This window comes from Lactococcus sp. FSL W8-0209, assembly GCF_038006585.1.
Lineage (GTDB): Bacteria > Bacillota > Bacilli > Lactobacillales > Streptococcaceae > Lactococcus > Lactococcus lactis.
Genome location: NZ_JBBOVN010000001.1, coordinates 830,360 through 849,488, shown reverse-complemented (window position 1 = coordinate 849,488; position 19,129 = coordinate 830,360). Strand labels below are relative to the sequence as shown.

At 35.8% G+C, this 19,129-nt stretch carries 22 protein-coding genes; 5 read left to right on the top strand and 17 right to left on the bottom strand.

Translation table 11 applies throughout. The features are described from left to right. Window positions 1–148 precede the first annotated feature (148 nt). From MKX45_RS04355 to MKX45_RS04315, 9 genes are all read right to left on the bottom strand, one after another. The gene (locus MKX45_RS04355) at window positions 149–2,161 is read right to left on the bottom strand and encodes a potassium transporter Kup (protein ID WP_340816836.1); all 2,013 of its coding nucleotides are present in this window, start codon (window positions 2,159–2,161) and stop codon (window positions 149–151) included. A 180-nt stretch (window positions 2,162–2,341) separates the two neighbouring features. Next, a complete protein-coding gene (gene gndA, locus MKX45_RS04350; protein ID WP_003129534.1) occupies window positions 2,342–3,760 on the bottom strand; it encodes an NADP-dependent phosphogluconate dehydrogenase in 1,419 nt (472 codons plus the stop codon). Between the two features lie 132 nt (window positions 3,761–3,892). Then, window positions 3,893–4,456, bottom strand: a complete 564-nt coding sequence (locus MKX45_RS04345) for a YtxH domain-containing protein (RefSeq protein WP_195918714.1) — start codon at window positions 4,454–4,456, stop codon at window positions 3,893–3,895. Between the two features lie 29 nt (window positions 4,457–4,485). Then, entirely contained in the window at window positions 4,486–4,905 is a 420-nt protein-coding gene (locus tag MKX45_RS04340) for a DUF948 domain-containing protein (protein ID WP_340816835.1), read from the bottom strand. 166 nt (window positions 4,906–5,071) lie between these two features. After that, a complete protein-coding gene (gene lgt / locus MKX45_RS04335; RefSeq protein ID WP_003129530.1) occupies window positions 5,072–5,857 on the bottom strand; it encodes a prolipoprotein diacylglyceryl transferase in 786 nt (261 codons plus the stop codon). A gap of 63 nt (window positions 5,858–5,920) precedes the next feature. Then, window positions 5,921–6,850, bottom strand: coding sequence for an HPr(Ser) kinase/phosphatase (hprK, locus tag MKX45_RS04330; protein WP_340816834.1), 930 nt, complete (start codon window positions 6,848–6,850; stop codon window positions 5,921–5,923). Window positions 6,851–6,953: 103 nt separating this feature from the next. Beyond that, window positions 6,954–7,130 (bottom strand): DUF3272 family protein, encoded by a 177-nt coding sequence (locus MKX45_RS04325; protein WP_023189594.1) that lies wholly within the window; start codon window positions 7,128–7,130, stop codon window positions 6,954–6,956. Window positions 7,131–7,235: 105 nt separating this feature from the next. After that, on the bottom strand, window positions 7,236–7,511 hold the full coding sequence (locus MKX45_RS04320) for a DUF1294 domain-containing protein (RefSeq protein ID WP_039114752.1): 276 nt from the start codon (window positions 7,509–7,511) through the stop codon (window positions 7,236–7,238). 31 nt (window positions 7,512–7,542) lie between these two features. Then, a complete protein-coding gene (locus MKX45_RS04315; RefSeq protein ID WP_223848646.1) occupies window positions 7,543–8,265 on the bottom strand; it encodes a TIM44-like domain-containing protein in 723 nt (240 codons plus the stop codon). A gap of 146 nt (window positions 8,266–8,411) precedes the next feature. Here MKX45_RS04315 and MKX45_RS04310 point away from each other — a divergent pair, with 146 nt between their 5' ends. Then, window positions 8,412–8,858, top strand: a complete 447-nt coding sequence (locus MKX45_RS04310; RefSeq protein WP_003129522.1) for a GtrA family protein — start codon at window positions 8,412–8,414, stop codon at window positions 8,856–8,858. Between the two features lie 94 nt (window positions 8,859–8,952). Here MKX45_RS04310 and MKX45_RS04305 read toward each other — a convergent pair whose 3' ends face one another. The 3 genes from MKX45_RS04305 to MKX45_RS04295 all read right to left on the bottom strand — a co-directional run bounded on the left by MKX45_RS04305 (window position 8,953) and on the right by MKX45_RS04295 (window position 11,642). After that, window positions 8,953–9,846, bottom strand: coding sequence for a YihY/virulence factor BrkB family protein (locus MKX45_RS04305; protein WP_010905463.1), 894 nt, complete (start codon window positions 9,844–9,846; stop codon window positions 8,953–8,955). A 31-nt stretch (window positions 9,847–9,877) separates the two neighbouring features. Further along, a complete protein-coding gene (locus MKX45_RS04300; protein ID WP_003129519.1) occupies window positions 9,878–10,732 on the bottom strand; it encodes a methionyl aminopeptidase in 855 nt (284 codons plus the stop codon). A gap of 283 nt (window positions 10,733–11,015) precedes the next feature. Next, the gene (locus tag MKX45_RS04295) at window positions 11,016–11,642 is read right to left on the bottom strand and encodes a TetR/AcrR family transcriptional regulator (protein WP_340816833.1); all 627 of its coding nucleotides are present in this window, start codon (window positions 11,640–11,642) and stop codon (window positions 11,016–11,018) included. A 213-nt stretch (window positions 11,643–11,855) separates the two neighbouring features. Between MKX45_RS04295 and MKX45_RS04290 the strand changes: the two genes are divergently transcribed. The 3 genes from MKX45_RS04290 to MKX45_RS04280 all read left to right on the top strand — a co-directional run bounded on the left by MKX45_RS04290 (window position 11,856) and on the right by MKX45_RS04280 (window position 14,140). Beyond that, a complete protein-coding gene (locus tag MKX45_RS04290; protein WP_195918712.1) occupies window positions 11,856–13,361 on the top strand; it encodes an MDR family MFS transporter in 1,506 nt (501 codons plus the stop codon). A 148-nt stretch (window positions 13,362–13,509) separates the two neighbouring features. Continuing rightward, a complete protein-coding gene (locus MKX45_RS04285; RefSeq protein WP_340816832.1) occupies window positions 13,510–13,953 on the top strand; it encodes a flavodoxin in 444 nt (147 codons plus the stop codon). Between the two features lie 49 nt (window positions 13,954–14,002). Next, window positions 14,003–14,140, top strand: a complete 138-nt coding sequence (locus tag MKX45_RS04280; protein WP_023189538.1) for a hypothetical protein — start codon at window positions 14,003–14,005, stop codon at window positions 14,138–14,140. On the opposite strand, the gene MKX45_RS04275 is transcribed toward MKX45_RS04280, so the two are convergent. Continuing rightward, entirely contained in the window at window positions 14,133–14,504 is a 372-nt protein-coding gene (locus MKX45_RS04275) for an inorganic diphosphatase (protein WP_023189537.1), read from the bottom strand. The genes MKX45_RS04280 and MKX45_RS04275 overlap by 8 nt on opposite strands. 58 nt (window positions 14,505–14,562) lie before the next feature. Continuing rightward, window positions 14,563–15,321, bottom strand: a complete 759-nt coding sequence (locus MKX45_RS04270; protein ID WP_023189536.1) for a TrmH family RNA methyltransferase — start codon at window positions 15,319–15,321, stop codon at window positions 14,563–14,565. Between the two features lie 323 nt (window positions 15,322–15,644). Between MKX45_RS04270 and MKX45_RS04265 the strand changes: the two genes are divergently transcribed. Next, on the top strand, window positions 15,645–15,938 hold the full coding sequence (locus MKX45_RS04265; RefSeq protein WP_340816831.1) for an acylphosphatase: 294 nt from the start codon (window positions 15,645–15,647) through the stop codon (window positions 15,936–15,938). Window positions 15,939–16,056: 118 nt separating this feature from the next. Here the strand turns inward: MKX45_RS04265 and serB are convergent, their stop codons facing one another. From serB to serC, 3 genes are read right to left on the bottom strand one after another with little or no spacing between them, the layout of a single operon-like run. Continuing rightward, window positions 16,057–16,707: a phosphoserine phosphatase SerB gene (gene serB / locus MKX45_RS04260; RefSeq protein ID WP_023189534.1), complete on the bottom strand. Its 651-nt coding sequence runs from the start codon at window positions 16,705–16,707 to the stop codon at window positions 16,057–16,059. 23 nt (window positions 16,708–16,730) lie between these two features. Beyond that, a complete protein-coding gene (locus tag MKX45_RS04255; protein ID WP_039114743.1) occupies window positions 16,731–17,927 on the bottom strand; it encodes a phosphoglycerate dehydrogenase in 1,197 nt (398 codons plus the stop codon). Continuing rightward, window positions 17,924–19,021 (bottom strand): phosphoserine transaminase, encoded by a 1,098-nt coding sequence (serC, locus tag MKX45_RS04250; RefSeq protein WP_023189532.1) that lies wholly within the window; start codon window positions 19,019–19,021, stop codon window positions 17,924–17,926. The genes MKX45_RS04255 and serC overlap by 4 nt, the downstream gene beginning before the upstream one ends. Between the last annotated feature and the right edge of the window lie 108 nt (window positions 19,022–19,129).

Below are 19,129 nucleotides of genomic sequence, written 5' to 3'. Positions count from 1 at the left end.
TTTATTATAGCAGATTATCCCCTGTTTATTCAAAAAAAACTGCGGGAAATTATATTTATTTATTTCTCACAGTTTTATATATAATACAGTAATCATCACAAAAGCGATGATAGCAACAGTAAGCTATCTTTTGATTGATTTTATTTTATTATGCTTCTCCTTGATTTTCTTCTGAAATTCGTTCGTGAATTTCCAAATTTTTAACATCCGAGAGAACCAAAGGAACAGTTTCAACCGTCACTTCTGAAAAGTGAAGACCAAACCAACGTGCTGGCGAAGCTGTAATTTTTTTAATTTGCTCTTTTGTTTGAAGAACAAATCGTTCAAATCCAGGCATTTGTCTTGCATTAATTAGTTTTTCTTCTAAAATAATAAAACGGAAATCCCCAACTTTTCGTCCTGGTGTAATACTATAAGTTTGATTTTGTTGTGGTAATCGTCCTGACTCCATCAAGTTGGTCACAATCGTCCGTAAATACCTAGGAATTTCTTGACGCATATGAAAACCGAGATATAGATTAACACAGACAATAAAATCAGTTCCTAGCATATCCACTTCGTATTCAGAAGTATAAGGCTCATCTGTAACATTAACCTTCACAAACCAGTAAACTTTAGCTTTTTTAGGACGCTTATCCAAAATAGAATACAAGATTGAACGGTCAATCCATTCTTTATCCATTTTAGCCGTTAAATAAACAACATTCGTATGATAAAGGTCGTAAGTTTCATCTTTGCGGAGTTTGTCCATTTGTTCTTTATAATCATTAAGATTTGAAGAATTAAGATATTTATAAAAAAGCTGATCAGATTTATGCCAGATTGCCATAACAAATAGAATCATGGCAGCAATAATCACAACGACATAACCGCCATGCATAAATTTTACAGCGGAAGCTGCAAAAAACAAGCCTTCAATAAAGATAAAGACGGTGAAAAATAGGCCAACCAATACTTTTTTAACTTTTTGATAGTGACTTAAATAGACAGTTAACAATGTTGTTGTCATAAGCATGGTTACTGTGATTGCTAAACCATAAGCCGCTTCCATGTGAGCAGAACTTTGGAAATAGACAACAATAAAACTCGCTGCCAACCAGAGTCCCAAATTTACGGCTGGAATATATAATTGTCCGAAAGTTTCTCCTGGATAAAAAATTCTTAATCGAGGAAGGAGTTTAAGACGAATAGCTTCTGACACAAGAGTAAATGAACCAGAAATCAATGCCTGTGAGGCAATAATTGCCGCCAAGGTTGCTAAAATTACTGAAAAAATGATTAAATTTTGAGGAAGGACAGCAAAAAATGGATTGATATCTCCTAATGATTTTCCGCGATTTTGTAAAAGCCAAGCCCCTTGCCCACAATAGGATAGGATGATACAAACTTTAACAAAAGGCCAACTGACATGAATATCTCCCCGACCAACGTGTCCTAAATCGGAATAAAGAGCTTCTGCGCCCGTCGTTGCCAGAAAGACTGAACCTAAAACAAAAATTCCAGCTTTATTTTCTGGGCTTAAAAGTAAATGAATTGCCCAATAAGGATTAATTGCTTGAAGAACAGAAAAATCACCAAAGAGATTAATCAAACCCGTAATTCCAAGAAAACTAAACCAAATAAACATGACTGGTCCAAACACTTTACCAACGATTGAAGTTCCAAATCGTTGAATTAAAAATAAGACCACTAAAATCGCTAAAGTAATAATAACAATCGGTAATTTCTGCTGACCAAAAGCTTCATGAAAAGCTGGAATTGACCTCAAGCCTTCTATTGCTGACGTAACCGTTACGGCAGGTGTTAAGGCTCCGTCAGAAAGCAAAGCAGCACCACCAATCATTGCCGGAATAATTAACCATTTTGCATACTTGCGAACGAGAGTAAATAATGAAAAAATTCCGCCTTCATGATTATTATCCGCTTTTAAAGCAATCCACACATATTTGACTGTTGTAATTAATGTCAGCGTCCAGATAATGAGCGAAAGTGCCCCAATAATTGACGTTTCTGAGATTCGCTCAAGCCCCCCTTGGCCTTGGACAATTGATTCCATTGTGTAAAGAGGGCTCGTTCCGATGTCGCCATAAACAATTCCCATTGCGATGATGAAACCGGCACCTGTTGCTTTATTAAATGAGCGATTAGATTCATAACCCATTCTAATTTCCTCAACTTTCTCTAGTTCCATAAAATTTATCAAAGTAAATAATTCACATTCGATTACCTAAATCATATAACAATTTCTTGATTTTTTGTTAAAAAATGGTCTAAATAATACTGCAAAATTTATAAGAAAAAAAGCTAGAAAATTCTAGCTTTTAATTAATTATTTTTCAACTTAATCTTCCGTGTACCAGTCGTAGTGGAAGATTCCAGCTTTGTCTGTACGTTCATAAGTGTGAGCACCGAAGTAATCACGTTGGGCTTGAATCAAGTTAGCTGGAAGATTTTCAGAACGATAGCTATCGTAGTAGCTAATTGCTGATGTGAATGTTGGAATTGGAATTCCTGCTTGAACAGCAAGTGAAACTACATCACGAACAGCTTCTTGATAACGTTTTGTGATGTCTACAAAGTAGTCATCAAGCAAGAGGTTTTCAAGTTCGCTATCTTTGTCGAAAGCATCAGTAATATTTTGGAGGAATTCTGCACGAATGATACATCCAGCACGCCAAATTTGTGCAATTGTACCGTAAGGCAAGTCCCAATCAAATTCTTCTGAAGCTTTACGAAGTTGAGCAAATCCTTGAGCATAACTCATAATTTTTGAGAAATATAGCGCTTTGCGGATTTTTTCAATGACTTCTTTTTTATCGCCTGAGAAATTAACCGCTGGTCCAGATAAAACTTTGCTTGCTTTAACACGTTCATCTTTATAAGTTGAAATGTAACGAGCAAATACTGATTCTGTAATCAATGGAAGTGGTACACCAAGGTCAAGGGCAGACTCTGAAGTCCATTTACCAGTTCCTTTGTTTCCTGCTTTATCAAGAATTTTATCAACGATGTAGCCTTCGCCTTCATCATCTTTACGTTTCAATACTTCTTTAGTGATTTCAATGAGGTAGCTATCAAGTTCGCCTTCATTCCATTCTTCAAAAATGGCTTGAATTTCTGCATTGCTAAGACCAAGAACACGTTTCAACAAATCATAAGATTCAGCAATCAATTGCATATCGCCGTACTCAATTCCGTTGTGAACCATTTTAACGTAATGTCCAGCACCGTTTGCTCCCATGTAAGCCACACATGGTTTACCATCTTGAGGAGCTTTAGCTGCGATTTGTTCAAAAATTGGTGCAACCAAATCGTAGGCTTCTTTTTGACCACCAGGCATCATTGATGGGCCTAAAAGCGCACCTTTTTCACCACCAGAAACTCCTGTACCGATGAAGTTAATACCTGAGTCTGCAAGTTCAGCATTACGACGCATTGTGTCTGGGAAATGAGTATTTCCACCATCAATCAAGATATCGCCTTTATCCAAGAGTGGTAAAAGTGATTTAATTGTCGCATCTGTCGCTGCTCCTGCTTGAACCATGAGCATGATACGACGTGGTTTTTCAAGACTTCCAACAAATTCTTCAAGTGTTTTAGTGAGAACAAGATTCTTATCTTGATGTTCTTTATAAACTTCTTCAGTTTTTGAAGTCGTACGGTTGTAAATTGCAACGGTATAACCACGTGACTCTACGTTGAGTGCAAGGTTTTTCCCCATTACAGCCATTCCGACAACACCAAAGTTTGCTTGTGCCATTTGAAATCCTCCAGAGTATTTCTTTATATTCTATAATATATAGTATAACGCAATTTATTTCCAATTACCATAGTTAAGTATGTAAATATTTTACATGACAAAAAAATCTGCCTTAAAGACAGATTTTAAATTTTATTCTTTTTCGTCAGGAAAATTTGTTAATTCTTTGGCTTTGTCAGCAATTTTTTTCGCTTCTTCAGCAAGAGACTCAGTATCAATATCTTCTTTCACTTCATCTTTGGCATCACTGAACTTAGCCACAACTTCTGCGGCTTCTTCTGAGATGTCTGATTCATTTTCATCAAAGAGTTCTTCTCCACTGTCTTTCATTGAATTAATTTTTTCAACGACAGCATCTTTAGTATCATTGAAGAAATCAACAACTGAATCTTTAGACAGTTCACCTGAGTCAACTTTTTCCATAATTAAATCACGTTTTGAAAGCAAAAATTCTTTGGCCTTGTCAGCTGAAATTTCACCTGAATCAAATTTTTCTTTGATCTCATTAAATTTTTCAGCTGAGAAATCAAGAGCAGTATCTCTCATTCCAGTCAATGTTTCTTGAGGATTTTCTTTTAAATCATCATAAATTTTTCCAGCCCCTTCGCGGAGTTCGCTTCCTTTTTTAGAAGCTAAAAATAGAGCAGCTGCGGCACCAACTAAAGCACCAACTAGAAATCCTGTTTTTTTTGACATCGGTTAAGTCCTTTCTTTCGTAAGCAAGTTTAATTTACTTTTACACCCGCTTCAGTTTTATCTTTTTTAACAAAGAATTTTTTGGCTGTTTTTGCCAAAACTACTGCTGAAGCTGAGGTTGTTTTTCGTTTTGTTGAACCTCTATTAAGACGTGTCACAAGTTTACGACTTGAAGCATTGATGTATGAAACACTTTCAGACAAGTCAGCAACCGCTGTAAACAAAGGGTCAATCGTGGCGACTTTCCCATTAACATCATCAAGCAAGGTATTGGCTTTAGTCATTATGCCATCAGCTTGATGAAGTAAGACATCTACATCGCTAGAAACTAATTTAACCGTACGGTTGGCTTCTTCAACAACCTTAGAAACTTTATGTAATACAATAACTAAGAAGACCACCAATACAGCAAATGCTATCGCGATAATCAATAATGCAATATTTCCCACGTTTCCTCCTCTTTATTCGGGTATAAATCAGCACCCATTTTTTCAATCTTCTTTCATTTTGATGAAAGCGATTCTATTTGACTTAATTATAACAAATTGTTTCGCTATTTTCTAATATAACTTACATTTTTTTATGACAAGAAGTCTATCCTTCAGGATAGACTTCTTAATTTTTTTTCATTCTGCGATAAATAAAGAGAACAAGTCCTACAATTACTAATAAAACTGAAAGCCATTGTGACACACGAGCAGGTCCTAACATTAGGCTATCTGTTCGCATTCCCTCAACAATAAAACGAACGGCTCCATACCAGACGAGGTAGAAACTAAAAATATCCCCACGTTTTAATCCTTTAATTCGATGCCTAAAGACCATGACCAGAATAAAACCGCTTAGTGTACCAATACTTTCAAAAAGGAAGGTAGGCATTCGATAATGACCATCAATAAACATTTGATTTCTAATGAAAGCAGGTAGCCAGTCTAAATTTGAAACAATTTTTCCATAGGCTTCTTGATTGACAAAATTGCCCCAACGTCCCATTGCCTGAGCAAGAAAAACACCCGGGATAGTAATATCAAGCAAATCTAGCGGATGAATCATTCGATAGTAGCTAAAGACAAAGAGGACAATTGCTCCAGCGATTAAGCTTCCATAGATGGCTCCGCCACCATCCCACATGGCAATGATTTGTGAAGGATGTTGACTATAGTAAGACCATTGGAAAATGACATAATAAAGTCTCGCTCCAACAATTCCTAAAGGAAAGGCAAAGAGAACAAAATCAATAATATCATCGGTTTTTATATTACGCTTTGGGGCTTCTTTACATGCGAGCCAAACGGCTAATGCGGCACCGCCCACAATAAAAATAGCATACCAGTGAATGGCTAGCGGCCCTAATTGGAGTGCAATCTTATTTAAAGCTAAAAAGGGAAATAGATTATTCATATTTTTTATCAGTTTTCTAAATTTACTGACAGAATTTTCGGTCAGTAATTTCTAAGTTTTATCTTATGATTCTTTATTATGACTGATTAAATCAGTGAGACGGTCTTCAAAAGTTTTTGTGGCATCGAAACCCATTTGCTTAGCTCTAAAATTCATAACCGCAGCTTCAACAATTACTGACACATTCCGCCCAGTTTTTACAGGAATGCGGGTTTGTGGGACTTCAACATCAGAAAATTCAACAATAGTCGGTGCATTTCCCAAACGGTCAAAAGCTTTTTCCTTATCGTAGTATTCTAAATATATAGCCATATCAATATCCGTTGAATCTTTAACAGCACCAGCACCAAAAAGACTCATCACGTCAATAATCCCAACGCCACGAATTTCAATCATATTGCGCAAAATTTCTGCGGGTTCCCCAGAAAGTGTGAATGCATCCCGTTGAAAAACATCTACACGGTCATCAGCAACTAATCGGTGGCCACGTTTGACTAACTCAAGACCAGTTTCTGATTTACCAATCCCACTAGCCCCTTGAATAAGAACGCCGACCCCAAAAATATCCATCAAAACACCATGAACAGTCGTTCTTTCAGCTAAACGTTCATCAAGAAATGAGGTCAATACTGAGTTCAATCGGCTGGTTGCTTCACGCGATTGAAGTAAAACAATGTCAGACTTTTTAGCTGCTGCCACCATTTCACTAGGAATTTCTAAATTACGTGCAACAATAACAACCGGTGTTTCTTTAGCCATGACTTTTTTCAAGAGGTCATAGCGATTATCTCCAACTACAGTCATCATGTATGACCATTCTTTCATCCCAAAAAGTTGAATTCGTTCGGGTGTGAAATAATCAAAATACCCAGCCATTTCTAAACCTGGGCGCATAATTTCTGAAGTTGTAATTTCTTTTTGTAATGCTGTTTCTGTTGAGTAAATCACATGAAAACGAATTTTGTCAAGTAAATCTTGAACTGAAACCGCCATTGTAAGTCTCCCCTATTATTTCATAAATAAGAACAACTGACAGAGAATATTTTTTCGTCATAAAACTTTGTCAGTACTTTTATAATAAAAATTGTGATAAAAATCACATTTTCATATCACGTATAAATTTATCCAAGCGATAAGCAAGGAAGATTCGGCGTAATAAAAGAAAGCCGAAAAACGTGGCTAAAAACCACGAAGCAGATAGGAAGGACCAGCTGAAAATCCAAGCTTCAAGTACCGTTCCAATCATAAAAGAATAAAATCGTTGTTTAGGCATGCCTCTATTATGACATTTTTAAGCCAGAAATGTCAATGGATTGTGTTGAATAATACTTAATAAAAAAAGCTTTTTATTTTCTAAAAAGATTTTCAATTTGATGATTTATTTAGCAAAGAATTTGATAATTAAAAAGATAAGTCCAGCATCAACCAATAGTCCCACGTACCATGAGAGATTGAAATACCATTTTCTAGTTTTATGATGACAGAGATGCCCAGCCAAAATTGCTCCAATCCCTCCACCTAAAAGTGCTTGTGCAAGTAAAAATTTTTCAGGAATTCTCCACAGATGATATTGGGCCTTGTACTTATCCACCGCATAAAAAACAAAAACAATAAGATTCCAAACTGCTAATAAAACTAATAAATAAAGAATCATTTTTCTCCCTTCACATCTATACTAAATATCATTAGATTTTAAATTCTTTCATTTTCTCAACTCGAAGAGCCCCTTTTTGACCACTAAAAGTCCAACGTTGTTTAAACGCCCGTCTTTCCTGAGTATTTCCCGCAATAGTTTGACCAGAATTAACAGAAACAAGGTAGTCAATAGCTACAAAATAGAGGTCAACTTCAAATTGATTATCTTTTACTTCTTTATAACGGGTGATTCCATCCAAAACCACACTACGCGTGTGATTAATTTGACCTTTGTCACTCATCTTTTGGAGAATTTTTTCATGTTTTTCATATAAATTATCACCATAAGATTCGGACAAAGCTCGTAAGTCATGTTTATCCCAAGCATCTTGAACTTTTAGAAAAATTGCTTCTATTTCTGCTGACAAAGCTGAATCATTTAATGTCTTTTCTTGAAAATAACCTCTTTTTTTAAAGGGAAGTTTAACTCTATTTCTTATAAAATAAAATCCGAGACCGGCAAGCACAATCAGCCATTTCCAAATCCTTCCTCTATTATACCTGCTCCCCATTCTAGATGTACTCGAATTAGGAGTATAGCTATTAGAACCAGTATTACTATAATGGCTGTTAGTATTTCCACCTCCAAAATTACCGCCAGTTCTTGTACTTCTATTTCCTCCCCCTCGAAATCCTCCTGCTGTTGCAAAAGCATGAGGTGTGACTAAAACTAAGCCACTGATGAGCAATAAAATAACCACTTTCTTCATCATTTGATTCAAAAATTATTTCCTTTTCTTTGTCACTGATTTTATTATATATATTTTGTTATTATACCCTATTTCCCTTTTTATTTGAAACATCTGTTAAATTGCTACTTTTAGTGGAGTCTATTAAAAGAGTGTGATATAATTACCTCATGAAAAAACTCATGAATCTTTTTAAGTCTGAAACTGTTAGATATCTCATTTTTGGAGTCCTAGCAACAGCAGTTTATGCCTTTGTCAAATGGTTAACTTGGCAAGCTTGGCATTCTGGCTGGGGTTCAGAAACTGCCGCTCAAGCTTCAAGTATTATTTTTGCATTTTTTACCAATAAACTTTTTGTTTTCAAACATGAATCATCAAACTTATTACGTGATTTCATCAATTTTACTTCAGGACGAATTGTTCTTTTACTCCTATCCATCTTTATTAACTGGTGGTTCATTGATCAACATCCTGATATTTTGATGAATCTTTTTGGACTTTCTAAAAATAATATGGTTGCTGCTCTTAACCTCGTCGTTCAAGTTTTAATTATTGTTATTAACTATCTTTATTCAAAATTCTTTGTCTTCAAAAAAGATAAAAATTTAACAGAATAAACTAATTTTTTACTGATAGAAAATTACTGACAAGATGAAAAAAAATACTGACAGATTTTCTGTCAGTATTTTTTTTCATTTTTATTAGTATTTTTTATTTTCTAATTTCCTTGATGAATTCAACAATTTCACCACGTCGTGTTTCAATCTTACCAACTTTTGTTTTTTGATAAACAGCATTTAATATGGCGCCAATAATCAAAACGCGGGCGATGAAAATAAACCAAATCATCAGTGCAAAGACAACCAATGACCCAATCAATTTCAAGTCATCTAATCGCTGAAGTGCAAAGCTAACATATTTTGCAATCCAGTTGGTTAGAAAAACAAGAACAAAGGTTGAAAATATTGTTCCAGGCATGGTGTATCTCAATTTTCTTATTTTAACATTTGGTAGGATAAAATAAAGCATCATCAAAGATAGAAAGGTCGCTACAGCAATCGCTGGTAAAGTCATATTGTGTAAAGTTCGGTAGAGATGATCATCAAAAGGAAATAAGCGATGAACTTGTTCAAGAATTAATTGTCCAAAAGTAGAGAGAACAATTGAAAAGTAAAGAAAGAGTAAAATCGCAAATCCGGCAGCTAAACCGATAATTCGACTGACAATAAAATCTCGATGATTAAAGACTTCATAAGCTTTATTCATTGACATTTGTAGAGCAGATAAGGCTCTTGAAAAGGTCCAAAAACCTGCCAATACAGAGAGTGAAAGTAAACCTGTATTTCTTTGATTTAAGAGATTATTAATGACTGGTTCAATTCCTTTGTAAACATCACTTGGGAGTTGCTCAGACAAAAAGCTCAATAAAGCTGTTGTATTGATATGTAAGAAGGGTAAAATATTTCCGACAATCAATCCTAGAGGAAAGATTGCAAGTAAAAGGTAATAGGCAACAGCAATTGAAGACAGACTCATTTCTGAACTTTTGAAAAAAGTCATAAAAGTTGTCGTTAGCTCAGCAATTTTTTGTATAACTTTTTTCATCTTTCCTCTCATCTGTTTTTCCTTTTACTTATTAATAAGTCCGTTCTTCGCCTTGAGAAGTCAAAATCACAGGACCATCTTTAGTGATAACAAACTGGTGTTCGTATTGACATGATAAACTTCCGTCAAGTGTAACGTAACCACGTTCACCATCATGGTCAATTTCCCAACCCCCAGTGTTAATCATTGGTTCAATGGTTAAGACCATTCCTTCGCGTAAACGAAGTCCACGTCCAGCACGTCCGTAGTGGGGCACCATTGGTTCTTCATGCATTGTTGGTCCAACGCCATGTCCTACAAGGTCACGAACGACACCATAGCCACGACTTTCAGCGTATTCTTGAATAGCTGCCCCAATATCACCAATGCGGTTGCCTACTTTGGCTTGTTCAATTCCAAGATAGAGACATTCGCGGGTCACATCCATCAAGTTTTTTACTTCGTCAGAAACTTGGCCTACAGCATAAGCCCAGCAAGAGTCAGCAACGCCACCGCGGAATTCTTCTTGATATTTAACCATTGATTCAGCATCGTCAAAATTAAGTTTTGAAACATCAACAGAACCATCTTCAACCAACCCGAGAACCATGTCAACCTTAATCAAATCACCATCTTTAAGAATTTGATGACGTGGAAATGCGTGAGCCACTTCATCATTCAAACAGCAGCAAGTAGCATAAGGGAATGGATTATAATTTCCTTCATCCACTCCGATTTGTAAAGGTAAAACATTTTTTTCTTTACAAACTTTGCGGACATATTCTTCAATTTCCCACATGTCAATCCCTGGTTTAATCAACTCACGAAGCCCAATGTGGATATCTGCCAAAATTTTGCTACTACGTTCCATTTGCTCGATTTCACGTTGCGATTTTAATGTAATCAATTTATTCTTTCCTTCTAAAGTTCTGAGAAAAACTCAGTTCTTTTTATTTAAATTAATGTTTTGAAGTGACTCATACTTCATCGAAAAATAAATTTTCATTTACTGGGGTTACTGAATCCTTATAAGATAGTATTTATGACTTTATCTATAAGAATTTTCTTCGACAATCATGAGCCTTTTCAAAATTACTTTGAATGCTAATTCAACTGAACAGATTTTTTTGTAATCCAAAACAGTCTATTTAGTATAAATACACTTTATTTTACCATAAATTTCCCTATAACTAGGTGTTTTTTATATAAATTGTCAGTAAAACTTCATCTACCAATTCATTAATTTGCTTATCATTCATGGATTGACCTTCAAGGAGCATATGATAACGGGTCATCTGGAAAGGTAAAAGCTTAGCTGTTTGCCCAATTTTTTCACGCGCTTCCCCTCTTTCCTGAGCCCTTGCAAGCAAGCGTTCCATAATAATCAGATTACTTGGAAGGACATTGCCAACAGTCGATTCAAGAACATTTTTTCCTTGTGACTGCATAAATGAAACGAAGGCCAGAAATCCTTTGGGATAGAGTTTAAAATTCTCTCTCATAAAGGTTAAAAGTTCAATTAAATCTTGCCGCAAGCTCCCACTGTTAATTTCTTGGTCTATCACATTTCCTCGCCACTCAGGATTTTGTGAAATATTGAAACGGACAGCTTCAAAAATTAAGTCAAAAACATCATCCCAATAACGATAAAGTACGCTTCGTGTGGTTTTGGCTTCTTTTGCAACATTTTGAAAGGTTACTTTTTCATAGCCTTCATTTTCTAAAATATGAACTGCAGCTTTATAAATTGCTTTCTTAAGTTCATCCCCTCTTCTTCGAGAATGATTAGGTGATTTTTTTTCTTTTTCTTCAAACATAAGAGACCTCGTGTTTCTTAATTCTATTATAACATCATCTTTATCTAATACCAACAAATCAAATTAGATACAAAAAGAATCTTATTGTTGACAAAACTTATTCTTAGGTTTATAATAATTTTGTATTTAAGATACAAAATGTATGTTATTTTTAAATTATAATTCCTAAGTTTTGATAACTTAGTTTTCGCTCAGACGAAAGAAAGGATTAACATGGCAAAATCAAAAAAGAATGAAAAAGAAAAATTGCCAAAAGAATTGACGCGAAATGCTTGGATTTTAGTCATTGGTGCTATTGCTCCAATGCTTGATTCAACCATGGTCAATATCGCAATCAACAAACTTCAAAGTGACTTACATACTTCACTAGACATGATTCAGTGGGCAATTACAGGCTACGTTCTTGCACTTGCTGTAGCCGTCCCTGTCTGTGGTTATGTTGTCAATCACATTGATGGAAAAAAAGTAATGCAGTGGTCACTCCTTAGTTTTGGACTTTTTAGCTTTTTATCTGGAATTGCTTGGAATATTGATAGTTTTATCATTTTCCGAGCTGTTCAAGGATTTTCAGCTGGTTTTATCACTTTACTGATGACAACCCTGCTAATGCAAATTACGCCTCCAGATAAACTTGGTCAATTGATGGCTGTTGTCTCAACTCCTATTATTCTTGGACCAATTATCGGGCCAGTACTTGGTGGTGCAATTGTATCTGGAGCAAATTGGCACTGGATTTTCTATGTTAATATTCCGGTAGTAATTATTGCAGTCCTCCTTAATCATTTTTATCTAAGTTCTTTCAAACCTTTCAACCCTAAAGCTAAACTAGATTGGTTTGGAACACTCCTTTTGGCTGGCGGTTCTGTGGGATTAATTTACGGAATGATGAAGGATTCAACTAATGCTAAAAATTTTTTCAATAGTCAAATGATTACTTTTGTCATCATTGGCTTAGCCTTGTTTGTTATTTACGGAATTTATAATCGCATTCGCAAAAATAATACTGTTCTTCCGCTCAGATTTTTCAAATCTAAAAACTTCACTGCAGCGAATATTGGAATCTTTTTAGCTGGAATTGCTTCTAATGGACCTATGCTTTTACTGCCACTTTTCTTTCAAAATACAAAAGGCTTTACAGCCGTTGAAGCAGGTCTAATGTTGATTCCTCAAGGGATTGGTATGATGGTGACACGACCATTGATTGGGAAGATGATTGACCGTATGGGAGCTCGTCCTGTAGTACTTGTTTCCCTGGCTATTTCCCTTCTTGGAACAATTCCTTTCATTTTTGTTCACGAAAATACAAATTTGATTTGGTTGGGATTGGTTTTATTTGTTCGTGGAATGGGAATTGGTGGTTTGCAAATGCCAATGATGACTGATATTTTCATTGGTTTAGACAAACAAGATATCCCTGGTGCATCAGTAGGACAAAGAATCATTCAAAACGTTGGTTCATCTTTTGGTTCAGCCGTCATCTCGGCAGTTGTGACGGCGGTTGTGACGTCTGAAATTGCTGGACAGATGACAACTAAACTACATCAATTAGCGGCGATGCACACCAATTTAACACCGACTGTCATTGCAAGAGCAAAAACTTCTGTTGAAAAAGCGGTCACGCTTAATGGTTATCAACTTGGCTTTCTTGTCTCTTCGATTGTTTTAATTGTGATTGCTATTCCAGCCATGTTCCTTTCACAAAAGAAGGTCAACAAATAAAATTCGTAGTTTTTAGCTTTGATTTCACTTGTTTTTTGATATAATTGAATTGAATTATCTCAATAATAGATAGATGAACTTTAATCAATTAACTGAGCTTGGAGCGCTAAATTGTATGGCTCCTTGCATCTTATAGGAGAGTGAAAAAATGCCATTAGCAAAAATTGTATATGCAAGTATGACAGGAAATACTGAAGCTTGTGCCGATATTGTCGCTGATAAACTTGAAGAATTAGGTTTTGAAGTAGAACTTGACGAATGTTCTTCTGTTGATGCCGATGAGATATCTGATGCTGATCTTTGTATCGTTGGAACTTACACTTACGGTGACGGTGAATTACCTGACGAAATTGTCGATTTTTATGAAGAATTAGCTGAGGTTGATTTATCTGGTAAAATTTACGGTTGTTTCGGATCAGGTGATACTTTCTATGATGACTTCTGTATCTGTGTCGATATGTTTGAAGCGCAATTTGAAAAAACTGGCGCAACAAAAGGAGCTGAACTTGTTCGTGTTGACTTGTCTCCTGAAGATGAAGACGAAGCTCATCTCGAAGCCTTTGCGGAAACTTTGGCGGCTCACTTTAACTGATTGAGCTAAGATTAAATCCGTAAAATCTACTGACAAAAAGAAAATGGGAATGAAAAAGCTATTGACGAAAATCTCGTCAGTAGCTTTTCTTATCCACCGATTCCATGCTCACGTTGGTCGCATTGAACTGATGGAATTTCCGTCAGTAACTTTTTTGATGTCTGTCAGTAATTTTTTATTTATTTGACCATTTCAATCTCACTGTCAAAATATTGCTCTTGAAAATGAACTGCTTTTTCAATTTCTGATTTTGTGAAATTTTCAGTTGGACTGGTCAGTACCCATTTGTCCTCAACATCATCTTTTCTGTGGACAATAGCAATAAGTTTTCCAGTGAATGTCTGAAGGGCTTTTTGGTTTTCGGGCAAATTTGACAAAATATAAACATCTTGTTCTTCGCCGTCTCCTGCAATTATTCCTTCAATGTATCCGTAATTTATTGGATAAGTTGTTCCATGATGAACATAACCCATTGGGCGGTCCATTTTTGCAGTGTAAATCTTCATATCCACCTCCATTTTTACTGACAGCACCGAGAAAATTTCTGTCATAGGATAGTCGTTAGCGCTTGAGCGCTTACGAATATGCTAGGAGTTTCTGTCAGTAATTTTATAATGAAAACATCAAAATTCCAGCTGCTACAGCCACATTTAAAGATTCTGCTTGTCCTGGCATGTCAATATGAACGAGTTTGTCAGCAGCTTTAATGGCTTCGTCAGAAACTCCAGCCCCTTCATTTCCCATAATCAATGCAAAACGTGGTTCATTGATTATTTTATAAGACACAGAATTTGCTGACAGCGTGGTCGTCAATATTGAAATGCCTGCTTTTTTAAGTTGAGCAAAACAATCTTCTTTAGCCATTCGTACAAGAGGCAAATGAAAATTTGAGCCTTGCATAGACCGCATGACCTTTGGACTGTAAATATCTGCGGTTTCGCCAAGTAATATAACAGCCGAAAATCCAGCCGCATCAGCTGTTCTAATCATTGTCCCTACATTTCCTGGGTCTTGTACGTTTTCTAAAAGTAAAAATTTTGCTGCTGAAAAATCAATGACTTCTTCAATTTTTGTCACTTCAGCAATCAGTCCTTGTGGACTTTCGCTGTCAGCTAAAGATTTCAACACTTCTTTACTGACCAGATTTACAGATAAGTCTGTCAGTGATTTTTCAGACCCAATCATTTCTGTCAGTTTAGTCAGTTTATTTTCTTCAACAAAAATTTGCTTTATTGAACGACCAGCTTTCAGCGCTTCCTCCAACAAATGAAATCCTTCGATGAGATATGAATTTTTGCGGTATTTTTTTGTCAGCAATTTTCTTGCTTCTTTAATTTTTTTATTATCTTTTGAACTGATGATTTCCATTCTCCAATTATATCATAGCCAGTAAGGCGAAACAAAGTTTTACATTGCCAGTATCCCATTGCATTGATAATCAAATGAAGTGTAAGATAGCTGTCGCCACTTTACTGGCTTACAGATATGCTAGTTCTTTCATCTAAAAAGGATAATTTCCCACTGAGTGATTGTGACTTATGAAAAACATAGATCCCTTTGGTTTGGACAGCAAAGCATAAGCAGTGAAACTTTTATCAGATTTTTGTCAATCTTTCTGGTGCTTATGTTATAATAAAAGAAAACGTTTCAATTATTATCATTTCAACAACATAAAGCTAGGAGGTCTTAAGATGTTCAAAGTAAAAATGATTGTTTCTGGGCGCGTTCAGGGCGTCGGATTTCGTTATTTTGTTATCATAAGTGCGCGTGAACTGGGCATTTTAGGGCGTGTTTGGAATAATGATGACGGTACAGTTGAAATTCTCGCGCAAACAGAGGACGAAAAAAAATTAGAAGAATTCACTGCCATTGTTTGTGGGGAAAAATCAAGTAAAGGACGTCTTTCACCCTTTGCTAAAGTCACTGATGTCAAATCAATCCCTGCAAATTTTCCTGATTTCACAGACTTCAATATCAAATATTAGAAATTAAAAAATACTAACAAAAAGCTTGTCAGTTCAATGCGACTGAAACGAGCATTGAAGCGGCAGATAAGAAAAATTACTGACGGAAATTCCGTCAGTAATTTTTTACATTTACATTTTATTCTTTATCAGCAAGTTTATCCACAAATTCCAAAACGGTCAGTAAATTTCGCTTATCAATATGATAGGAAACAGCAGCTTTGACCGCAGGTTTTGCACAAAAGGCAATCCCAATACCAGCTGTATTTAGCATTGGAATATCATTTGCGCCATCACCTACAGCAATAACCTCAGATAAATTCAACTTATTTTCATTTGCCCATTGTTTGAGCCTATCAACTTTGAAATCTTTATCCACAACTGTCCCATGAGTTTTTCCAGTCAAATGGCCATTTTCCACAGACAAACGATTAGCAAAAACATAATCTATTTTTAAATCTCTTGCGATTTTATCCACTATTTCATGAAAACCACCAGAAACAAGGCCAACTTTCCAGCCTTTCGCATGCAAAGTTTCAATTAATCCCGTTGCACCCTTAGTTAAATGAATTTCTTTGTAAACATCGTCAAAAATAGTTGTGGGCAAACCAGAAAGCAAAGCCACCCTTTCTCTCAAAGATTCCTTAAAATCAATTTCGCCAGACATGGCGGCAGCCGTAATTTCTGAAATCTTATCACCCATACCCGCTTTTCCCCCTAAGAGATCAATGACCTCTTCTTCAATCAATGTGCTATCCACATCCATCACAAGTAATCCTTTTGCAGCCATTTTCTTCCTTTTCCATTCGTTTTTTAAACTATACTCTGATTTTCAATTAAGCGAACACGAATAATATTATCAGCAGCCTCAAAACGTGAAACTAAAGCCGCCAACTTTCCTTCATCTTTTTCATCCAAATCAAGTAAAGTATAGGCATAATCTCCTTGACCACGATTAACAATATTAGCAATATTAATATTTTCTGCTGCCACCGCAAGTGAAATTTGAGCCACAACATTAGGCACATTTTTATTGATTAAGGTCACACGATAAGGCGTATTCAACTCTTGCAAAACACGTGGAAAATTGACTGAATTAATAATTTCGCCAGTTTTCAAATAAGTTTGAACAGAATCCAGAGCCATTCTTGTGCAATTTAAACTGGCTTCCGCCGTTGAACCACCTAAATGAGGAGTTAAAAAAACTTGTGGATGATGATAAAATTTTTCAGAACCAAAATCCGTTCCAAAAAAGCGGACAATTCCCTCATCAATCGCTTTAAGCACTGCTTCTTTATCCGTAATCTCATCTCGTGCATAATTGAGCAAAATCACTCCCTTTTTACACTTAGATAAATTTTTCCAATTGAGCATTTTCGTCGTTTCATCCGTCGCTGGCGTATGAACCGTGATATAATCTGCCTTCTCAAAAATCTCAGCCAAATCATTCACTCTTTTAACATGATGTGACAAGTTCCAAGCGTGCTCAATTGAAAGATAAGGGTCATAACCAATAACTTTCATTCCTAAACGCTGTGCATCATTGGCAACTTTTGAACCAATATTCCCAAGGCCAATTACCCCTAAAGTTTTTCCTGAAATTTCAGAACCAGAAAACGCCTTTTTCCCATGTTCAACCGCCCCATCAATGGTATTATCATCGCCTTTTTGACCAGTCAACCATTTGTTTGCTGGTTTTAAATTACGCGTTCCAAAAATCATCATTGACAAAACTAATTCTTTAACCGCATTGGCATTCCCACCAGGCGCATTAAAGACTACAATCCCTTTACTAGCACACTTTTCTATCGGAATATTATTAAAACCAGCACCAGCACGTCCAATCGCCAAAAGCGCTTTGGAAAATTCATAATCGTGGAAAGGCTGAGCCCGACAAATAAATGCGTCAGATTCAGCTTCTGACACTTGATTAACAAGAAAGCCTTCGCCAATTTCATCTAATGCAATTTGGTCGATATTATTTCCAATTGTTTTGATATGATAAGTCATTTATATCCCTCTTCAAATTCTTTCATAAATTTCACTAATTCAACAACCCCCTCTAAAGGAAAAGCGTTGTAAATACTTGCTCTCATTCCTCCCACGGAACGATGACCTTTGAGTGATTTGAAACCTTTTTCTTCAGCTTTTTGGGTGAATAGCTCATCCAATTCTTGGCTTGGACTTGTAAAAACAACATTGCAAATCGACCGCTCATCTTTATTTTTGATTGGGTTCTGATAAAAGTCAGATTGATCAATTAAATCATACAACAATTGAGCTTTTCTCTGATTCATTTCTTCGAGTTTTTTTACGCCACCTTGCGCTTTTACCCATTTGAAAACCAGCCCGGCCACATAAATAGCAAAAGTCGGCGGGGTATTGTACATCGAGCCATTTTCAACCAAAATCTGATAATCCATCATTGATGAGAGGCTTTCAGCTTCATTCAATAAGTCTTCACGAATAATGACAATGGTTAAACCAGCAATACCTAAATTTTTCTGAGCTCCAGCGTAAATTAAGCCAAATTTACTCACATCATAATCAACCGCCAAAATATTTGAACTCATATCAGCAACCAAAGGAAGGCTTGCAAACTCAGGCAAATTTTCAGGAAAAATACTTGTTCCTTCAATCGTATTATTCGTTGTCAAATGGAGATAGGCCCCATTTTTTTCATCAATTTTAGATTTATCAATTTTCAATAGATGATTATAATTATCTTTTTTAGTTGAGCCCAAACTAATCGGTATTAAATCAAGGAAATGACTCAATTTCACCGCTTCATCATAAGCCTTTTCACCAAAGGCGCCCGAAATATTGTAATAAGCCTTTTTGCCAATTGCCAAATTCATTGGAACCATTGAAAATTGACTGGAAGCTCCCCCTTGTAAAAACAAAATTTTATAGTTTTGAGGAATCGACATCAAATCACGCAAATCGTTCTCAGCCTCATCAATTACTTTTTGGAAAGCCTTGGAGCGATGCGAAATTTCCATCACTGACATACCACTTTTTTCAAAGTCTAACAGTTCTTCTTGAACCTTCTTCAAGACTTCCTTTGGAAGTACACTGGGTCCTGCGCCAAAATTATAAATCATCGATTTCACTTCCTCAAATTATTTATTAATCACTATTATAGTATAATTTTCTGATAATTCAAATATAAAAAAATACTGTTCGACAATAAAGCACATTCAACTGTGTTT